At 44.9% G+C, this 16,608-nt stretch carries 10 protein-coding genes; 4 read left to right on the forward strand and 6 right to left on the reverse strand.

The features are described 5' to 3' along the window. Positions 1–403 precede the first annotated feature (403 nt). The 6 genes from U2718_RS09440 to U2718_RS09465 all read right to left on the reverse strand — a co-directional run bounded on the left by U2718_RS09440 (position 404) and on the right by U2718_RS09465 (position 8,266). Positions 404–1,768: an FAD-binding oxidoreductase gene (locus U2718_RS09440; RefSeq protein WP_341997609.1), complete on the reverse strand. Its 1,365-nt coding sequence runs from the start codon at positions 1,766–1,768 to the stop codon at positions 404–406. A 128-nt stretch (positions 1,769–1,896) separates the two neighbouring features. Beyond that, positions 1,897–3,063, reverse strand: a complete 1,167-nt coding sequence (locus tag U2718_RS09445; RefSeq protein ID WP_341997611.1) for an XdhC family protein — start codon at positions 3,061–3,063, stop codon at positions 1,897–1,899. Positions 3,064–3,440: 377 nt separating this feature from the next. Then, complete coding sequence (locus U2718_RS09450) at positions 3,441–4,334, reverse strand: Rpn family recombination-promoting nuclease/putative transposase (RefSeq protein ID WP_341997659.1); 894 nt, start codon at positions 4,332–4,334, stop codon at positions 3,441–3,443. Between the two features lie 97 nt (positions 4,335–4,431). Next, positions 4,432–6,561, reverse strand: coding sequence for a xanthine dehydrogenase family protein molybdopterin-binding subunit (locus U2718_RS09455; protein WP_341997613.1), 2,130 nt, complete (start codon positions 6,559–6,561; stop codon positions 4,432–4,434). Next, positions 6,558–7,553: a xanthine dehydrogenase family protein subunit M gene (locus U2718_RS09460; RefSeq protein WP_341997615.1), complete on the reverse strand. Its 996-nt coding sequence runs from the start codon at positions 7,551–7,553 to the stop codon at positions 6,558–6,560. Before U2718_RS09460 ends, U2718_RS09455 begins: the two co-directional genes overlap by 4 nt. Next, on the reverse strand, positions 7,550–8,266 hold the full coding sequence (locus U2718_RS09465) for a 2Fe-2S iron-sulfur cluster-binding protein (protein ID WP_341997617.1): 717 nt from the start codon (positions 8,264–8,266) through the stop codon (positions 7,550–7,552). The genes U2718_RS09460 and U2718_RS09465 overlap by 4 nt, the downstream gene beginning before the upstream one ends. Before the next feature lie 834 nt (positions 8,267–9,100). Here U2718_RS09465 and U2718_RS09470 point away from each other — a divergent pair. From U2718_RS09470 to U2718_RS09485, 4 genes are all read left to right on the forward strand, one after another. Next, complete coding sequence (locus U2718_RS09470; protein ID WP_341997619.1) at positions 9,101–10,066, forward strand: lysophospholipase; 966 nt, start codon at positions 9,101–9,103, stop codon at positions 10,064–10,066. Positions 10,067–10,505: 439 nt separating this feature from the next. Further along, on the forward strand, positions 10,506–12,701 hold the full coding sequence (locus U2718_RS09475) for an AMP-dependent synthetase/ligase (RefSeq protein ID WP_341997621.1): 2,196 nt from the start codon (positions 10,506–10,508) through the stop codon (positions 12,699–12,701). Positions 12,702–12,717: 16 nt separating this feature from the next. Then, complete coding sequence (locus tag U2718_RS09480) at positions 12,718–15,075, forward strand: 3-hydroxyacyl-CoA dehydrogenase/enoyl-CoA hydratase family protein (protein ID WP_341997623.1); 2,358 nt, start codon at positions 12,718–12,720, stop codon at positions 15,073–15,075. 207 nt (positions 15,076–15,282) lie between these two features. Then, entirely contained in the window at positions 15,283–16,473 is a 1,191-nt protein-coding gene (locus U2718_RS09485; RefSeq protein WP_341997625.1) for an acetyl-CoA C-acyltransferase, read from the forward strand. Positions 16,474–16,608: the final 135 nt, after the last annotated feature.

Consider the following 16,608-nt stretch of genomic DNA (forward strand, 5'->3'; position numbering starts at 1 on the left):
TGTCGTAAATGTTATATTACGAAGCACCCTATAAAGGCAGCTTATGATTTGACGAGACAATGGGTATTTCAGCTACCGTAATTGATAAATCAGGCTTAGTTGCAAAGAACTAGAGCAGCGAATTAATCAGCGATCGCAATAATAGCCAACCAACTTTGGATTGTGAATTAACCCCACCCTAAGAGCGAATGGGGCTTGAAGATTAGGGACTTCCAATTAAAAAAATATCCAATTTGTGATACATCAAAAACGATGGTGGGTTACGACGCATTCAAGTTCTTGCATAAATTCCAAGATTGTCGTGCGTCTAACCCAACGGCAATAAAGCGGGAGGAATATCCACACCGCTTTTTGCCTCCCCTACATAATTGGATAATTTATTTTCTGTTACTCCCTTACTGTTTTAATTTTTAACTTGTAATTCCAATGCCTTGCTCTTACCCGGATTCATCAACCCATAAGGATCAACCATCTCCTTAAACTTTAACTGCTCCGGATCGATAACTTTCCTGCCGCCATCTTCAATAATGTAGGTGTGGGGATTGGCAATAAACACACCTTTCTCTTCGTGATCGCGGATAATTTCATTTAGGCGTTCTTCAGAAGAATAGCGCACGAGTTGTAAAGCCGCAGGTATGGCTGTACCGTTCACCCGGATGAATTCCAAATGCATCATCACTTCATCTCCATAATGATGATACATATGCTCTACTAGTTTCAGACTTTTATCTGCGGGAAAAATACTTTGTAAGTAGGTAATAGAAGTATCAACCGTGCGAGCGTGCAAAGTGGTATGGTTCCAGGTAAATTCCAATAAGTTCGCACCTTTTCCAGCTTCCTGTGCTTGTTTTTGATATGTAATTTTGCCACCGTATTGCTGCACGAACCCCGGCAAGAACTCTAAACTCTGTTCTGCAACTAATAATAAAGCGGCGTGAGTGTCATCAGGAATGTACTGCCGCAGCGGAGTAAAGTATTGAGGAATCGGGGATGCAAAGATACCAATTTCTTTTTTGATCATGCCATCGGCATCAGCTAAAGCTTGCCCAAATTTTGCTGCTGCCATAAATTCTGGAAAGGTGAGAATTACCTCTACCCAAGGATAAGCTGGTGCAAGTGGTATTTCTACTTCAGTGATAATACCATTAATGCCCCAAGCATGGTTTACCTTTTGTACATCATCGCCACGCAACTCAATTACACGTGGTTCATCTTCCAAAGTCACGACTCTTAGCGCGATCAAATTACCGCGATCGCCTAACAACCCATACTGTATCGATCCAATTCCCCCACTACCCCCAGCCACAAATCCAGCAATTGTTGCTGTACGGTAGGTAGAGGGAGCCATCCGCATTTCCCAGCCACTTTCCCGTGCTTTTTTATCCAGAGCTGCTAATTTCACCCCAGCTTCAACTCGCGCTACTCCCGGCTTTACCCAGCAGATTTCATGCATGCGCGTCATATCGATAATTACACCACCATGCAGCGGTACGCATTGCCCATAATTTCCTGTTCCTGCACCTCGAATAGTTACCGGAACTCGATACTTCACGCAAGTTGCAGCTATTTTTAATACTTCTTGCTCATTAGCAGGGCGCACGACTACATCCCCGACTTTTCCAGCCAATTTGGGAACTAGAACCGGGCTAAAGGTATGGTAATCTTGAGATAGTTTTGCTACTTGGGTAGAATCAGTAATAATTTCAATTCCTTGCACAGAATTAATCAAAGCTTCTAAATCGAATGATTTCACAGGTATTGTTGTCATAGTTGCGATCGTTGTTGGTTGTTAGTATTAGAGCATTGCTGAAAGTATAATGATTTGTGCAGCGCTCTGCGTAGTGGTTAATGGTAACTTCGCTAAATCAAATATGTTGCCTACAAGATACAAGGTAGCTAGTAGCATTTTTCTAACTGCTCAATTTCAGTTTGTTTGACTTCATGGCGTGGATGAATTGGTTCGCTGCGGTTTCTCAAAAAGCCACCACAACGATTTGTCAGCACTGCTTGCATCTCAGCAATAATGGATAAAGCTATGGCTTCTGGTGTATCGGCTCCAATATCTATGCCAACAGGAGCATATAATTTTTGTAGATGTTCTGTGCTGTAATTTATTCCTTGAATACGTAAATCTTGAAGTAATTTTTCAGTCCGATGCTTTGGCCCCAAAACACCCAAGTATTCTATAGATGATGGCAAAAGAATTTTCAAAATTTCTAAATCGTCGAGATAATTATGAGTCATCACCACGACAATTGTGTGTTCATCTACACATATTTGTTTATGTAAAATTTCTCGATGGGTAATAAACACTTCATCAGCCATTGAAAAACGCTCTTTTGTTGCCTCACTAGCTCGACAATCAATAATCGTTACGTGCCAACCCAAAGCTTTAGCAAACTGTACTACAGGTACAGCGTCATGCCCTGCACCAAAAATGATTAGGCGTGTGGCTGGCTGAATAACTTCGAGTAAGACATCAACACTGCCTGATGAAAGTTGGTATTTGATGACGCTCGAACGTTGATTTTGCAGATTAACTTGAGCATCTTTGATTAAAGCAACTTTTAAAAAAGATTCTTCAATATTAGTAGTTACACTATGATCGGGATTTAAAATTAAGCGTGTTCCAACCTTAATATTTGCCTCACCCTCTACGCCAAAAACGGTTGCAATCATCCCTTGTTGCTGGTTACAGAAACATTGATTAATAATAGCCAAGGGATTAAGTGGATCATTTTGATAGAGACGTTCAATCAAGACTTGCACCACTCCATTACAGCCAAGCCCAAATCCCCAAACAATATCCTCATCGGCATTATTGTCGTATGTGACAACTATTGGTTGTCCATCTGCCATAGAAGAGCGAGTATACTGAAATACATCATTTTCCAAACAACCACCGCTGATTGTTCCTACAATTTGACTTTGTGTCATCAGCATCCGCGCACCTGGCTGGCGATAGCTAGAACCTTTCACATTTACAACCGTGGCAAGGAATACTGGTTCAGCATTTTGGTGACTTTCTGCAAATGCTTTTAAAATTGCTTGTAGCTCTTTCATCACCAGTTACTCCTAATTTATCGTTCGTATAATCACCTTTAACTAAGAGGAATTATCTACTAAATTTCGCCCAAATCCCACTTCTAAAAACTTAAGCTAGGTTAAATATATATTTAACTATAAATACGAAGAACGAGCGTGAAATTCAAGAATTAAAAACATTGAAAAAGAAACCATGCGTGAATTTTTAAAATAAGAAAGACTTTGTCTCTATCAAATTCTTATTCCTTATCTTAGTAAGGATGAGAAAACGCAAACTTGAAGCCGAGTCTGACTCACCGTCAGAATATCTGATGATGAACCAGTTGATCTGACTAATTGAGTGAAACATGGCAATCAAATTTCGCAAAAAAGTGATTAATTTTTTAGAATTTGTACTACAGCAGATGCCGCAATTCCTCAGCAGTTTTTGCAGTTTTAATAGCTTGTTGAATTGCTTTTAATTTTTGTAAATCTGTGACCTGAGAAATAATTGGCATTAATTCTAAACCTGTATTGCCAAACTTAATTTCTAGCGCCAATTCAATACCTGAAAGTAATTCCTCTCTCCGCCCGCGCGCTTCTCCGCGTGCTTCTCCGCGTGCTTCTCCACGTGCTTCTCCGCGTGCTTCTCCCTCACGTAAAATTTCCTGATACCAGGGTGACTCTCGCAATATGGCCATATCCCACCTCATGATTTGTTGGACTAATTCACTATCTAGTACAAACGTAGCAAAAAACGCCAAAACAGTTTCCAGTTGATTTAATTGCTCATCAGCACGAAGAACTTGCAATGCTTCTCGAATGATAAACTCGTTCTCTCCACCTTTGAGGATGGGTACAAATGGTAGTAACGATGCTAACGGTTGTTCAAAGGCAATATTCACATCTACTTCCCACAGGTTTATCACGCGATAATCTTGAATGGCACGCAAACCTGCAATAGTTGAGACGAAACTTGTCGGTATTTCTGCGTTACTTGATGGAAGAATATTAATGAGTACAGGGTATGTTGGTAAATTATATTTCTCTTCTGCCAAAGCGGCGTATGCACGCATCCGACGGGGCATTTGGGATTGATAGCGTAATTGTAATTCGTTAAGAACCAGAAATTCTCCATATTGAGAACTGTTAGCACGGATTAAAACATCACTTTCTCTGGATATCCATTGAAATTCTGAGTTGAGAATTTCACTAGCTACAACATCGGGGATCTGTGTTACCCATCTAACCCAGGTGTCGGGTGCGAGACTAATTAATCTTTTCGTGCTGACATCTACGGGCTTTGTCATCGGGGCAAGGCAATATTCTGGTATCGAGTCCAACAATAGTGTCAAGCGATCGCCTACACTTTTGCAATATCGCAGAGTGGAAACGATCGCTTTGTTGTTACAACAACTTCTCTGGTGTAATCGGTAAATCGCGGATGCGTTTACCTGTGGCATGGTAAACTGCGTTGGCGATCGCTGCTGAAACACCTGTAATTCCAATCTCACCTACACCACGCGCACCAACTGGGTTAAAGTTGAGATCGGGTTCACCCACAAAGGCTACCTCAATGCGAGGAATATCGGCATGGGCGGGAAAGTGATAGGTGGCGAGGTCATAAACTACGGGATAACCAATATTAGGATCGAAGTGGCATTCTTCCATTAAAGCTTGCCCAATACCCATAATTACCCCACCCCGCACCTGAGAAGCTGCTGTTTTGGCATTGATAACTCGCCCGATATCCATCACCGATACCCAGCGCGTCACCCGCAGACGTCCAATTTCTTCATCGACGCTGACTTCACAAAAATGTGCGCCCCAGGATTGAAATGCCCATTTTTTCGCTTCAGCGCCGGGAGCAGAGGATGCTGTCGCTTCAAAAGCTGCTCGCCCAGACTGACGCAGAGTTGCAAATGCCTCCTGGGCAGTCTTAGTTTTCGCAGTTTTCAGAACTTCCTGGCAGGCTAACATCACTGCTGGGGCAAGGGATGCTGTCATCATTGAACCACCCGCCATGCCACCATCCGGTAGCAACGAATCGCCCAGTTCTACCCGTACTTGTTCGATGGGTAACCCTAGTGCTTCTGCGGCAGTGGCAGCTACAACTGTGTATGCGCCAGTACCCATGTCGTTCCCGGAAGTGAGGATGTGGGCGGTACCGTTTGGTAACAACCGCACTTTAACGGATGCTTTACCACGCAAGCCAGGAAAAGTTGCCGCCGCCATCCCCCAACCAATGAGTTTGCCATCACGTGTCAGCGATCGCGGCTGTTTGGCTCTGTCTTTCCAGCCAAATTCCTTGGCACCCACCCGCAAACACTCAGCAAAATGCTTGGCTGAAAATGGCAACCCTTGACGCTGGTGTTGTTTGGCTTCGTTTTTCAAACGCAGTTCTACTGGATCTATCTTTAACGCCCACGCCAGTTCATCCATTGCCGATTCCAGCGCCCACATTCCAGGATTTTCTCCTGGTGCGCGCATGAAGGTGGGTGTGCCAACGTTCATCACTGCCAATTCCTGATTGAGTCGCAGATTTGGCGCGGCATACATAACTGGTGTGATGCTCGTACAAGGTTCTGTGAACACATCTACAGGTGAAGTGTAAGATTTAACTTCATGGACGATCGCTTGCAAGTTGCCATCTGCGGTTGCTGCCAAACGGAGAGTTTGCTCAGTTTCGGAACGATGTCCTGTATTCGCTGTCATTTGCCGTCGGCTGACGACGACTCTGAGCGGACGTTGGAGTTTGCGAGCGGCTGCTGCACAAAGAATGCCGTGCGGCCAAGGAAAGGCTTTGGAACCGAAGGCTCCACCCAGAAATGGTGTAATAATTCGCACTCGTTCTGTCGGAAGCCCAAAAAGTTCTGCATAGGTGCGCTGAGTTCCCAACACCCACTGAGACGGCTCGTAAACAGTGAGTGAGTTAGCATCTTGCCAGTGGGCAATGGTGGCATGAGGTTCCATTGGCGCGTGCAGTTCGGTAGAAGTCTTGTAGGTGGCTTCAACCTTCGTTGCTGCACTTGCTATCTCTGCGGCAGCATTCCCGGTTGCAAAACTGCCCTTCTCAAATTTCATTTCCTCCCCAAACATACCCGCAGCCTTCTTAAAAGAAGCCCCTTTACCATCCACAAGTGGCTTTTGGGTAGTGTACTCCACCTTTACTAAATGTGCCGCATCCCGCGCTCGCTCAAAGGTATCTGCCACCACCAAGCCAATAATTTGCCCTGCGTAGTGAACTTGATCATCCGCCAACGGCAGTCGAGCTTCGTAGATTTTTGAATTCATGAAGTCGTTGCTGGGCTTAAAAATCTTGGGCGCATTTTGATGCGTGAGAACCGCGATGACTCCCGGTGCTTTTTCTGCGGCGCGGGTATCGATACTTTTAATTTGTCCGTTGGCGATGGTAGCGGTAACAAGATAACCGTGAACTAAATCTGGAATTTGATGTTCGGCGGCGTAGGTTGCTGTACCCATAACCTTTGCCCGCCCATCCTTGCGGTTGACGCCAGTACCAATTACCTTGTTCATGCTACCCCTCCTCCCTTGGCTGAAACTGCTAGTGCGCGGCGAATTGCCCGTTTTGCCATGTCAACTTTGAAACTGTTGTGTGTTAGGGGCTTGGCTCCCCGCAGCGCTATTTCTGCCGCTTGTTGAAATGTTTCTGTTTTGGCTGGTTTGCCAATCAAAAATTTTTCTGCCTCTACAGAACGCCAAGGTTTGTGGGCTACACCGCCGATTGCCAAGCGGGCATCTTTAATCCGCTCTCCTTCCAAGTCAACGGCAGCTGCTACAGATATCAAAGCAAAGGCATAGGAAGCGCGATCGCGTAACTTCAGGTAAACTCCTGATTTGGCAAACGGTATCGGTGGCAAAACTACGGCAGTAATTAACTCACCCGGCTCCAGGTTTGTGTCTCGCTGCGGCGTGTTTCCTGGTAAGCGATGAAAGTCTGTGAAAGGTATCTGCCGCTTGCCCTTGGTTCCTTCCACCTCCACCACAGCATCCAAAGCTGCCAGTGCAACACACATATCCGACGGGTGAACCGCCAAACACTGATCACTGGCTCCCAGGATGGCGTGCATCCGGTTGATGCCCGTTAGTGCCGGGCAACCACTGCCGGGTTGACGTTTGTTACAAGGAAAAGCGGTATCGTAGTAGTAAGGACAGCGAGTGCGTTGTAGAAGATTGCCACCGACAGTCGCCATGTTGCGAATTTGCTGGGATGCCCCAGATAAAATTGCACGAGACAGCATCGGGTAGTCGCGACGAATATCGGCATAGTCGGCTACTGCTGTGTTTGTCACCAAAGCTCCCAGGCGCAAACCACCATTTGCCGTGCGTTCGATGCGCTGCATTTGTAGTCGAGAGATGTCAATCAGTTGTGATGGCTCATCTAAGAATACTTTGAGACGGTCAACCAAATTTGTACCGCCTGCAATCAACATTGCATTTTGATCGGCTGTTGCCCGTTGAGCCGCATCTTTCACTGAGGTGGCGCGGGTATAGGTGAAGTTGTTCATGCGGTTATTTCCTTAGGTTCATTGAGCATCACCTCTGCAACCGGAGATGGTGGATTTTGTCCGGCTACCTGTTGTACTGCTGCCACGATGCCGTTATAAGCACTGCAACGACAGAGATTACCACTTAGTCGCTCTTTGATTTCAGTCTCAGAAAGTTCAGCTAATTGGGGAGGACGAGTTAAATCTGATGTTACAGCACTAGCACAGCCCCGTTTGATCTCATCGACGAGAGCAACAGAGGCACAAATTTGTCCTGGCGTGCAATAACCGCACTGAAAGGCATCGTTCTCAATAAACGCCGCCTGCACTGGATGAAGAGTATCGCCCTTTGCTAATCCTTCAATAGTGACAATCTCCTTGCCCTCTTGCATGACTGCCAATGTCAAGCAAGAATAAACTCGCTGCCCATCGATCAGAACTGTACAAGCTCCGCATTGCCCGTGATCGCAGCCCTTTTTGCTACCTACTAGTGCCAGGCGATCGCGCAGAGCATCCAGAAGTGTCACGCGCGGCTCAATCGTTAGGGTTTTCTGTTCTCCATTAACCTTAAGTGTTATGTTCATATCACCTTTGGAATCTTGAGCAGTGTCCTTTGCTACAGTTGCTTGATTCAGCAATGAAGGAGCGGCGATGGCTGTTCCGGCTGTAGTTAATGCCTTGCCCAAAAAATTACGTCGAGACGTTTTCCCCGCCCCTTCTTGAGGGTGTTGCATGATTTTGTACCTTTAGCATTAAATAAATGCACTCTGATTTGAAATCTCGGATCGGTTTGCCAAAAATGTATCAGATAAACAAGCTCCAGAAGTAGTATTTATCTTTATCGATTCAAAAAAATATGTCTTAAGTCTGATGAGATGGGTGATTGGGTATAAGATTTCTTTATTCCTAATTCTTAGGACTCCACCACATTGATTCTCACAAGTCGCAGATGTTCAGTTTCCCGACTTCTTTAAACAAAGTCGGATAACGATAAATCTTGCAATTTCATCTATATACAAAATCACTACGTTTAAAAGGTTGGTCGTGCTTAGGCGATCGCATCCTCATCTTTGAGATCCTATACACTAATACTGTCAATAGTTGTATGCCGCTGGTTGTATTTATATCTTTTAATTCCGACTTTAAGTGTAGGTTAACCAGGATAAATATGCGAAACAACAATCTTATATTATAACCTTAAAATATTATTTGTTGCTAATGCTATCAAAAAACTAAATAAGTTATATAATATATACCAGATAATCTGGATGCATAAAGACTTTTGAGTATAAGCCCCTGAAACCTCATAGCTCTGCCGATTGGGTATTAATGGTCTCAGAACACTGTTTACTGATACCAAGTTTTTTGATTTGCTTAATTATTAGAACTCACAGTAAAAGTAAAAGCATAAAAGCTTAGATCAAGCTAATGAAAGCTTGAGTTACTGTGGTCAAATAGCTTTACCTGGCATCAGAAAATAGATTTTTCAATCAGAATAAATTCAGTTGTAAATTTCTAACTGAGTGTTGAGACCTTAGTAATAAAAATACACTTGGGGAGAATTAATAATGACACATGTTGAAGGAACTTTTGAAGGAGCAGGAGGTCTATACCTTTACTATCAAGGTTGGCTGCCAGAGGGGCAGGTACAGGCAATCATCGCAATAGTACATGGGTTAGGAGCGCATAGTGGATTATTCGATACTGCCGTGCAGTACTTAATCCCACAAGGCTATGCCATATACGCCTTTGATCTGCGCGGGCATGGACGTTCTCCTGGGCAACGGGGGCATATCAATGCTTGGACAGAGTTTAGAGAAGACTTGCATACCTTTTTAACGCGAATACAAGAACGAGCAATTAACTGTGCTTGCTTTGTGTGGGGGCATAGTCTGGGAGCAGTGATCGCTTTAGACTACGCCTTGCACTTTCCGGAAAGTTTGCAGGGATTGATATTGACGGCACCAGCATTAGGTAAAGTCAGGGTGCCTGCTTTTAAAGTTGCTTTAGGGCTTATGCTCTCACAAATCTGGCCACGCTTTAGCCTCAAAGTTGGCATTAAGCGTGGTTCGAGTTCACGAGATCCTAAGGTGCTAACTGCCTATGCCCAAGATCCATTGCGGCATGAATACGGAAGCGCTCGACTGGCTACAGAATTTTTCGCAGCCAAAAATTGGGTGGAAAGCCATGCGTCTGATTTAAAGGTTCCTTTGTTAATTCTGCATGGCTGTGAGGACCTAATCACACCAACTGAGGGTAGTTTAGCTTTGTTTGAACAAGTGAGCTTTCCAGACAAAGAATGTCATGTTTATCCGGGAGACTATCACGATCTCCATTTAGACCTCAACTATCAAGATGTATTGGCAGACTTAGGAAATTGGCTCGAACGACATTTGAATGCAGGAACAAACCATCAGCCAGTAGCTTGTCAAATAAAAGTTGCCTCTTTGCAACCGGAAACTATGAATATACAACTTTATTTTTGCGAAAAAGATACAAAAGTGGATCTTGATCCCCACCATGATCTAAATTAATATTATGTACTTTGTACAAAATTGTAAAACATTTAGGTGTGACAAAACCGAAGTCTCAAAAAATTCTAGTCCTGTCATCGGATAGATACCATATTTAAAGAAAAGGCTGGGCAAGAATCAGAACTTAGGTATCAAAAGGCAGCATCCAGATTAAATACCTAATCCTTGTATGTGAGCTTAACAAAATATCCTTGGATAATTTTATCTAGCTAAATTTGAGAGCCTTTGAAATCCTATAAGCGAAGTAAATTTATACCTTTAAATGTATGAGTTTACTTTAGCAAATACATTATTCTTGGAATAACGGCTGATTTTTTGCTGTTTAGTTATTTTTCTTGAATTACTAACAACCAAAACGGAAAATTTCAGGAAATAACTAACTGATAATTAAAAAAACACTATTAGCAAGGGAAAGAGTTTCAAGCTCTTTTAAGGCAAAATGTTATGCTCAGATCAAACTTATAAAGCTCCTCCCAACTCTGGAGAAATATTGTTGGGGCGTACATTACCTTCTTTACTAGATGAGGCGTGCGATCGCTACTTCAATGCTCAAGCCTTGAACGAATGGACGGAAAAAGGTTGGCAACCCCTATCCAATCAGGAATTTCAAAGCGCTGCTCGTGAAGTGTCACTCTCGTTGTTAGATTTAGTGCTAGAGAAAGGTGATGTCATCGCCCTATTGATGCATGGCGATGTCAACTTCTGCATAGTTGATATGGGTTGTCTAATGGCTGGTTTGGTGGATGTGCCGATTGACCTTACCCAGACGCTCGAAAACATTATTTTTATTTTGCGGCACTCACAAGCCAAGGTATTGATTATTGCTAATTTAGACTTGCTCTCTCAAGTCATACCTTACCTGGGAGATACACCCCAGCTGAAGGCAGTGATAGTTGCTGATGTTCCGAGTAATTGGCAGCAGCATCAAAATCTAGAGCAAATATGCCCTGAATGTCCTCAACACATCCCAGTTTTTTCCCTCTGGGAACTTCGTGCCAAAGGACGGACTTTAAATTCACAAAGCAAACACCAGCAACTGCGCTCCCAACTAGCAGCAGATGACTTAGCCACTATTATCTATATCCCTGGAGTGATGGGAGATCCGCAGGGAGTAATGCTAACCCATGAAAACCTTTCTGGCGATGCACTCTCCATGTTTACTGGCATTCCCGATCTAGAATTTGGTGCAAAGGAGGTTGCACTTTCGTATCTGCCCTTGACGCACGTTTTTGCTCGCGTTTTCCTATACGGACATATGAGCTATGGGCATAGCATTTACCTAACTACCCCTCACCGAGTAATCAAACATCTCAAAGAAGTGAAACCGACGTTATTCGCCACGGTACCACTGTTATTGGAGAGAGTCTACAACAAGATTTTGGAAGAAGGGACTAGGCAAACCAAGCTAGCAACACAAACAGAAGTTAAGCATAACGTGCTGTCGCGCATCCTCACTTTTGCAACTCAGATGCTACGCAGGGAACAGCCAAAAATGCAGAGATTTCGTTTATCTTCCCTGCGTTGGAAGTTCCCACCTTTACGTATCTCTGTCTCTGGATCTAGATTCCGTGAGATGGCATTTCAAGAGCGCATCTACACTTGGGCGCTAAACCTTGCCAAACAGTACGAACTAGGAAATCCACCAAAAGGAAGATATGCTTTGATGCTGAAGTTGGCAGATAAGCTTGTGTTCTGGCAATGGCGATTGGTATTTGGAGGTCGAGTCAAATACTTGATTTGTGGTGGTGCTGCCTTAAAAGCAGAGATAGCAAACTTGTTTGCCGCAGCAGGAGTGACTATTCTGCAAGGTTATGGTTTAACTGAGACAAGTTCCGCGCTTACCTGTAACCGGGGAAGATTCAATCGTGCCGGAACAGTAGGTGTGCCTTTAGCAGGAGTGGAGATAGCGATCGCCGCCGATGGAGAAATTCTTACCAAAAGTCCTTACATCACTCAAGGCTACTACAAAAACCCTGAAGCCACTCAAAAATTGATTGATGTAAACGGCTGGTTGCACACAGGCGACTTAGGAGAGTTTACAGCCGATGGTTTTCTCAAGATTACAGGACTCAAGAAAAGCCGATTCAAACTCTCCACAGGTAAATACGTCACACCACAACCAATTGAAACCAAGCTAGAACAATCTCCTCTAGTTGCCAAAGCAGTTGCTGTTGGAGCAGAGCGTAAATTCTGCGCCATGCTAATTTTTCCCAATCTAGATAACCTGCATTCCTACGCTCTCACCATTGGCATAGATTTACCACCAGATGCGTTGCTCAACCATCCATGTATTATCGCCATGTATAAAGCATTGGTTGAGGAAGCTAACTGTCATTTACCTTACTGGTCAACTGTGAAGCGATTCCAGCTCATTAATGCTACCCTCACAGTTGAAAATGGGTTGCTCGCACCCAATCAACAAGTACAACGCGCAAAAGTAGTGGAAGCTTTTGCCAAAGAAATTGATGCCATCTATGAAGACGCGCCAGCGACTTCTCGGAGGGTAGACACGGGGACGCCAAGACACGAAGATGCCAAAACTGGGAATACAGATGAACAGGATAACCTTTTATCTTCCTGTCCTTCTATACCTCAGGCTTCATGCCCCGCATTCGCGCAATCTCTAAATATATAAGGAGGGTTTAGGAACTATGTTTAAGCCGTTCCGCACAGCTGCCGTTCTCGGTGCGGGGATAATGGGAACCCAAATTGCCGCTCACCTCGCTAATGCAGGGTTGACTGTACATCTATTGGATATACCTGCTAAAACGAGCAATAAAAACGAAATAGTCGAAACAGCATTCAAAAAAGCTTTAAAACAGTCTCCACCAATCTTGTTTACAGAAAAAACTGCCCGTCGGGTAATTCTGGGCAATTTTGACGAGCATTTTCACAGGATTGCAGATGTTGATTGGGTAATTGAAGCAGTAGTAGAAAATCTGGCTATCAAGCAGCAGTTGATGGCACGGGTTGAAGAAGTTATCCGGGATGATACAGTGGTGTCTACAAATACTAGTGGATTGCCCATCAACGCAATTGCTCAAGGACGCTCTGAATCTTTCCACAAAAGGTTTTTAGGAACTCACTTTTTTAACCCTCCACGCTATCTGAAATTACTTGAACTTATTCCAACAAAAAATACTGCAACCGAAGTAATAAACAGGATGCAATGGTTTGGCGAACTATATCTAGGCAAAGGAGTAGTAGTAGCAAAAGACACTCCTAACTTTATTGCCAATCGCATCGGGATGTATGTAACTATGCTAGGTTTGCGGGCATTGACCGAGCAAGGATACACTATTGAAGAAATTGATACTCTCACGGGAACGCTGGTGGGACGACCAAAGTCAGCAACATTCCGGACTGCGGACTTAGTGGGATTAGATACAATGATGTATGTAGCGGACAACCTCTATCCAGCGATTCCCCAAGATGAAAGCCGTGAGATTTTCCGCGTTCCCCAGCTACTTCGCAAGCTCGTAGAAACAGGGTCGTTAGGTGTAAAAACAGGTCAAGGATTTTACAAGAAGCAAGGCAAAGAAATTCTCTCTATCAATCCAGGAACATTGGCTTATGAACCAGCTAAACCGATGAACTTGGGGGATATTGAGGCACTCAGTCAAATTCACGATTTAAAGAAACGCCTACACATTCTCTATCAACATCCTGGTCGTGCAGGTGATTTCTTCCGGCAATTAACCTTAAATATTTTGGCATACAGTGCTCGTCGCATTCCCGAAATTGCTGACAGTCCTGCCGATATTGATAAGGCTATGCGCTGGGGATTTGGCTGGGAACTTGGCCCCTTTGAAATTTGGGATGCGCTTGGATTTGAAACTGTGCTGGCAGATATGAAAGCTGCTAGTATTCCGGTGCCGGAGTGGGTGGAAGAGGAAGGCAGGAGGCAGAAGGCAGAGGGCAGTAGACGTGAAGCGGCTTCCGCAGGTAGGGAATCTGTTTTCTATGAAGGTGTAATTTCACAGACAGGTAAAGTTGATGAAATTAACTTGACGGTGTTAAAAGCAGATCCAGAAAGGACGCTGTGGCAAAATTCAGAGGCGGCGTTGCTGGATTTGGGAGATGGGGTAGTTTTGTACGAGTTTCGCTCTAAAGGTAATACCTTAAGCTTGCAGGTGGTAAATGGCTTCAATGAGGTGCTAGATCTCCTTGAAAAGAGCGAATTTCGAGGATTGGTAATTGGCAACGACAGTGCGAATTTCTCAGCTGGGGCAAATTTGGCAGAGATGGGAATGCTGGCACAGACGGGAAATTTCCAAGCGATCGCCAACCTCATCGTCAAGTATCAGTCACTGCTACAACGGATTCAATATTTCCCCAAACCCATTGTTGCCGCGGTTGTTGGACGCGCTTTGGGAGGTGGCTGTGAATTAGTAATGGCTTGTCCGCACGTTGTCGCAGCAGCCGAATCCTATATTGGGTTAGTAGAACTCAGCGTCGGTCTGATTCCGGGCGCAGGTGGTATTATGCGGATGGTGACTTGGGCAGCCGAGCGGGCAGCAAGCGAATCACCCCAACATATTCAGCCTTTCTTACGCCAAGCTTTTGAAACCGTTGGCATGGCAAAAGTTTCTAATAGTGCTTACGAAGCGCAGGAATTGGGTTTCCTCTCACCCAAAACCAAAATTGTGATGAATGCAGATCGGCGGTTGGATGTTGCCAAACAAGAAGTGGTGTGTCTGGAAAAAACAGGCTACACGCCACCCCCAAATCGCAACGCAATTATGGTGCTGGGGCGTCCGGCGCAGGCAATGCTGGAACAAGCTGCCTACATCATGCAGCAAGGAGGTTTCATCAGTGAATACGATCGCTATCTCGCTGAAAACCTAGCCTATGTCATGACTGGTGGGGAATTAAGCGCACCTGCTTTAGTTGATGAAGATTACCTATTGCAGCTGGAGCGAGAGAAGTTTTTACCACTATTGCAGCAATCCAAGACTCAAGAGCGGATTATGCATATGCTTAAGACGAAGAAACCGCTGCGAAATTAATATAACAACGAACCACAAAGAGCACAAAGAGCGCAAAGAGGAGGACACTGCCGTAGACGCGGAGCGGATAGAAGTAGGTAGCGGATAAGCGAAAGTAAGGGTTTCCCAACTTGAGTCAAGTGTCCGCCGCAAAGTGAGAATTCTTTGTGTTCTTTGTGTCCTTTGTGGTTCATATCCCTAAAAATATTCAAAACTTGGTGAGAAAACATGAAAGAAGCCTACATTGTAAGCAGCGTTAGAACTGCTGTTGGCAAAGCCCCACGCGGCACGCTACGTAATCTGCGCTCTGATGATATGGGAGCAGTTGCAACTAAAGCCGCTATTGAACAAGTCAAAGGTCTCGATCCAGATCGCATTGATGATGTCATCTTTGGCTGTGCTTTTCCGGAAGCTGAACAAGGATTTAATTTGGGGCGAGTTATAGCCCAGCGAGCAGGCTTACCGGACTCTGTACCAGGTAGCACGGTTAACCGCTTCTGCGCCTCCGGACTCCAAACCATTGCGATGGCAAACCAGGCGATTATGACAGGGCAAGCAGACGTGATGGTTGCGGGTGGAGCCGAATCCATGAGCTTGATTCCGATGGGAGGCCATTATTTAGCTCCTAACCCAGAGATGATGGCAGAGAATCCCCAAGCCTACTCGACGATGGGCATTACGGCAGAAAACGTGGCACAGCAGTACCACATTTCCCGTGAGGATCAAGATGCCTTTGCCTTGCGATCGCATCAAAAAGCCTTAGCTGCAATTGGACAAAATCGGTTTGCTGAAGAAATTGTGCCTCTACAAGTACGAGAAACTTTATACATAGATGGCAAAACGCAGTTGGTAGAGAAGGTTTTCCAGGTCGATGAAGGGCCGCGTCCCGATACCAGCTTGGCAGCTCTAGCTAAGTTGCAACCTGCGTTTCGTATTGGTGGCACAGTTACGGCTGGTACTTCTTCGCAAATGTCAGATGGTGCGGCGGCAACGGTGCTGATGAGCGATCGCATGGTCAAGGAACTCGGCATCGAGCCTCTGGGACGAATGTTAGGGTATGCGGTGGCTGGTGTAGCTCCAGAAATTATGGGTATCGGCCCTGTAGAGGCAGTGCCAAAGGTGCTGAAGCAGGTGGGTTTAACTTTGGATGATATCGGATTGATTGAACTCAATGAAGCCTTTGCCGCCCAAAGTCTAGCCGTAATTCACAAACTTGGTCTGAATCAGGAGATTGTAAATGTAAATGGTGGGGCGATCGCTCTCGGTCATCCTTTGGGTTGCACGGGTGCGAAGCTGACAGCTACTATCCTCCACGAAATGAAACGGCGCGGTGTTCGTTACGGACTCGTGACGATGTGCGTTGGTGGTGGAATGGGAGCAGCGGCGGTGTTTGAGAATTTGTCATCTCACAGGGTTTAGGAAGACGCGGAGACAGTGGGACGCGGTGAGGGAAGATATCACTGCATCCCTGTGTACTTTAAACTCACCGTGTCAGCCTTAATCACTGTATTTACCTGCCTACGAAACGAGTTGGGATAAAGCTATGATTCTTCT

Source organism: Chlorogloeopsis sp. ULAP02, assembly GCF_038404745.2.
Lineage (GTDB): Bacteria > Cyanobacteriota > Cyanobacteriia > Cyanobacteriales > Nostocaceae > Chlorogloeopsis.

Excerpts from the sequence above, each read along its gene's own strand:
- U2718_RS09480 (WP_341997623.1), top strand. The coding sequence starts at position 12,718 with ATGTTTAAGCCGTTCCGCACAGCTGCCGTTCTCGGTGCGGGGATAATG.
- U2718_RS09445 (WP_341997611.1), bottom strand. The coding sequence starts at position 3,063 with ATGAAAGAGCTACAAGCAATTTTAAAAGCATTTGCAGAAAGTCACCAA.
- U2718_RS09485 (WP_341997625.1), top strand. The coding sequence starts at position 15,283 with ATGAAAGAAGCCTACATTGTAAGCAGCGTTAGAACTGCTGTTGGCAAA.
- U2718_RS09465 (WP_341997617.1), bottom strand. The coding sequence starts at position 8,266 with ATGCAACACCCTCAAGAAGGGGCGGGGAAAACGTCTCGACGTAATTTT.
- U2718_RS09455 (WP_341997613.1), bottom strand. The coding sequence starts at position 6,561 with ATGAACAAGGTAATTGGTACTGGCGTCAACCGCAAGGATGGGCGGGCA.
- U2718_RS09450 (WP_341997659.1), bottom strand. The coding sequence starts at position 4,334 with ATGACAAAGCCCGTAGATGTCAGCACGAAAAGATTAATTAGTCTCGCA.
- U2718_RS09460 (WP_341997615.1), bottom strand. The coding sequence starts at position 7,553 with ATGAACAACTTCACCTATACCCGCGCCACCTCAGTGAAAGATGCGGCT.
- U2718_RS09470 (WP_341997619.1), top strand. The coding sequence starts at position 9,101 with ATGACACATGTTGAAGGAACTTTTGAAGGAGCAGGAGGTCTATACCTT.
- U2718_RS09475 (WP_341997621.1), top strand. The coding sequence starts at position 10,506 with ATGTTATGCTCAGATCAAACTTATAAAGCTCCTCCCAACTCTGGAGAA.
- U2718_RS09440 (WP_341997609.1), bottom strand. The coding sequence starts at position 1,768 with ATGACAACAATACCTGTGAAATCATTCGATTTAGAAGCTTTGATTAAT.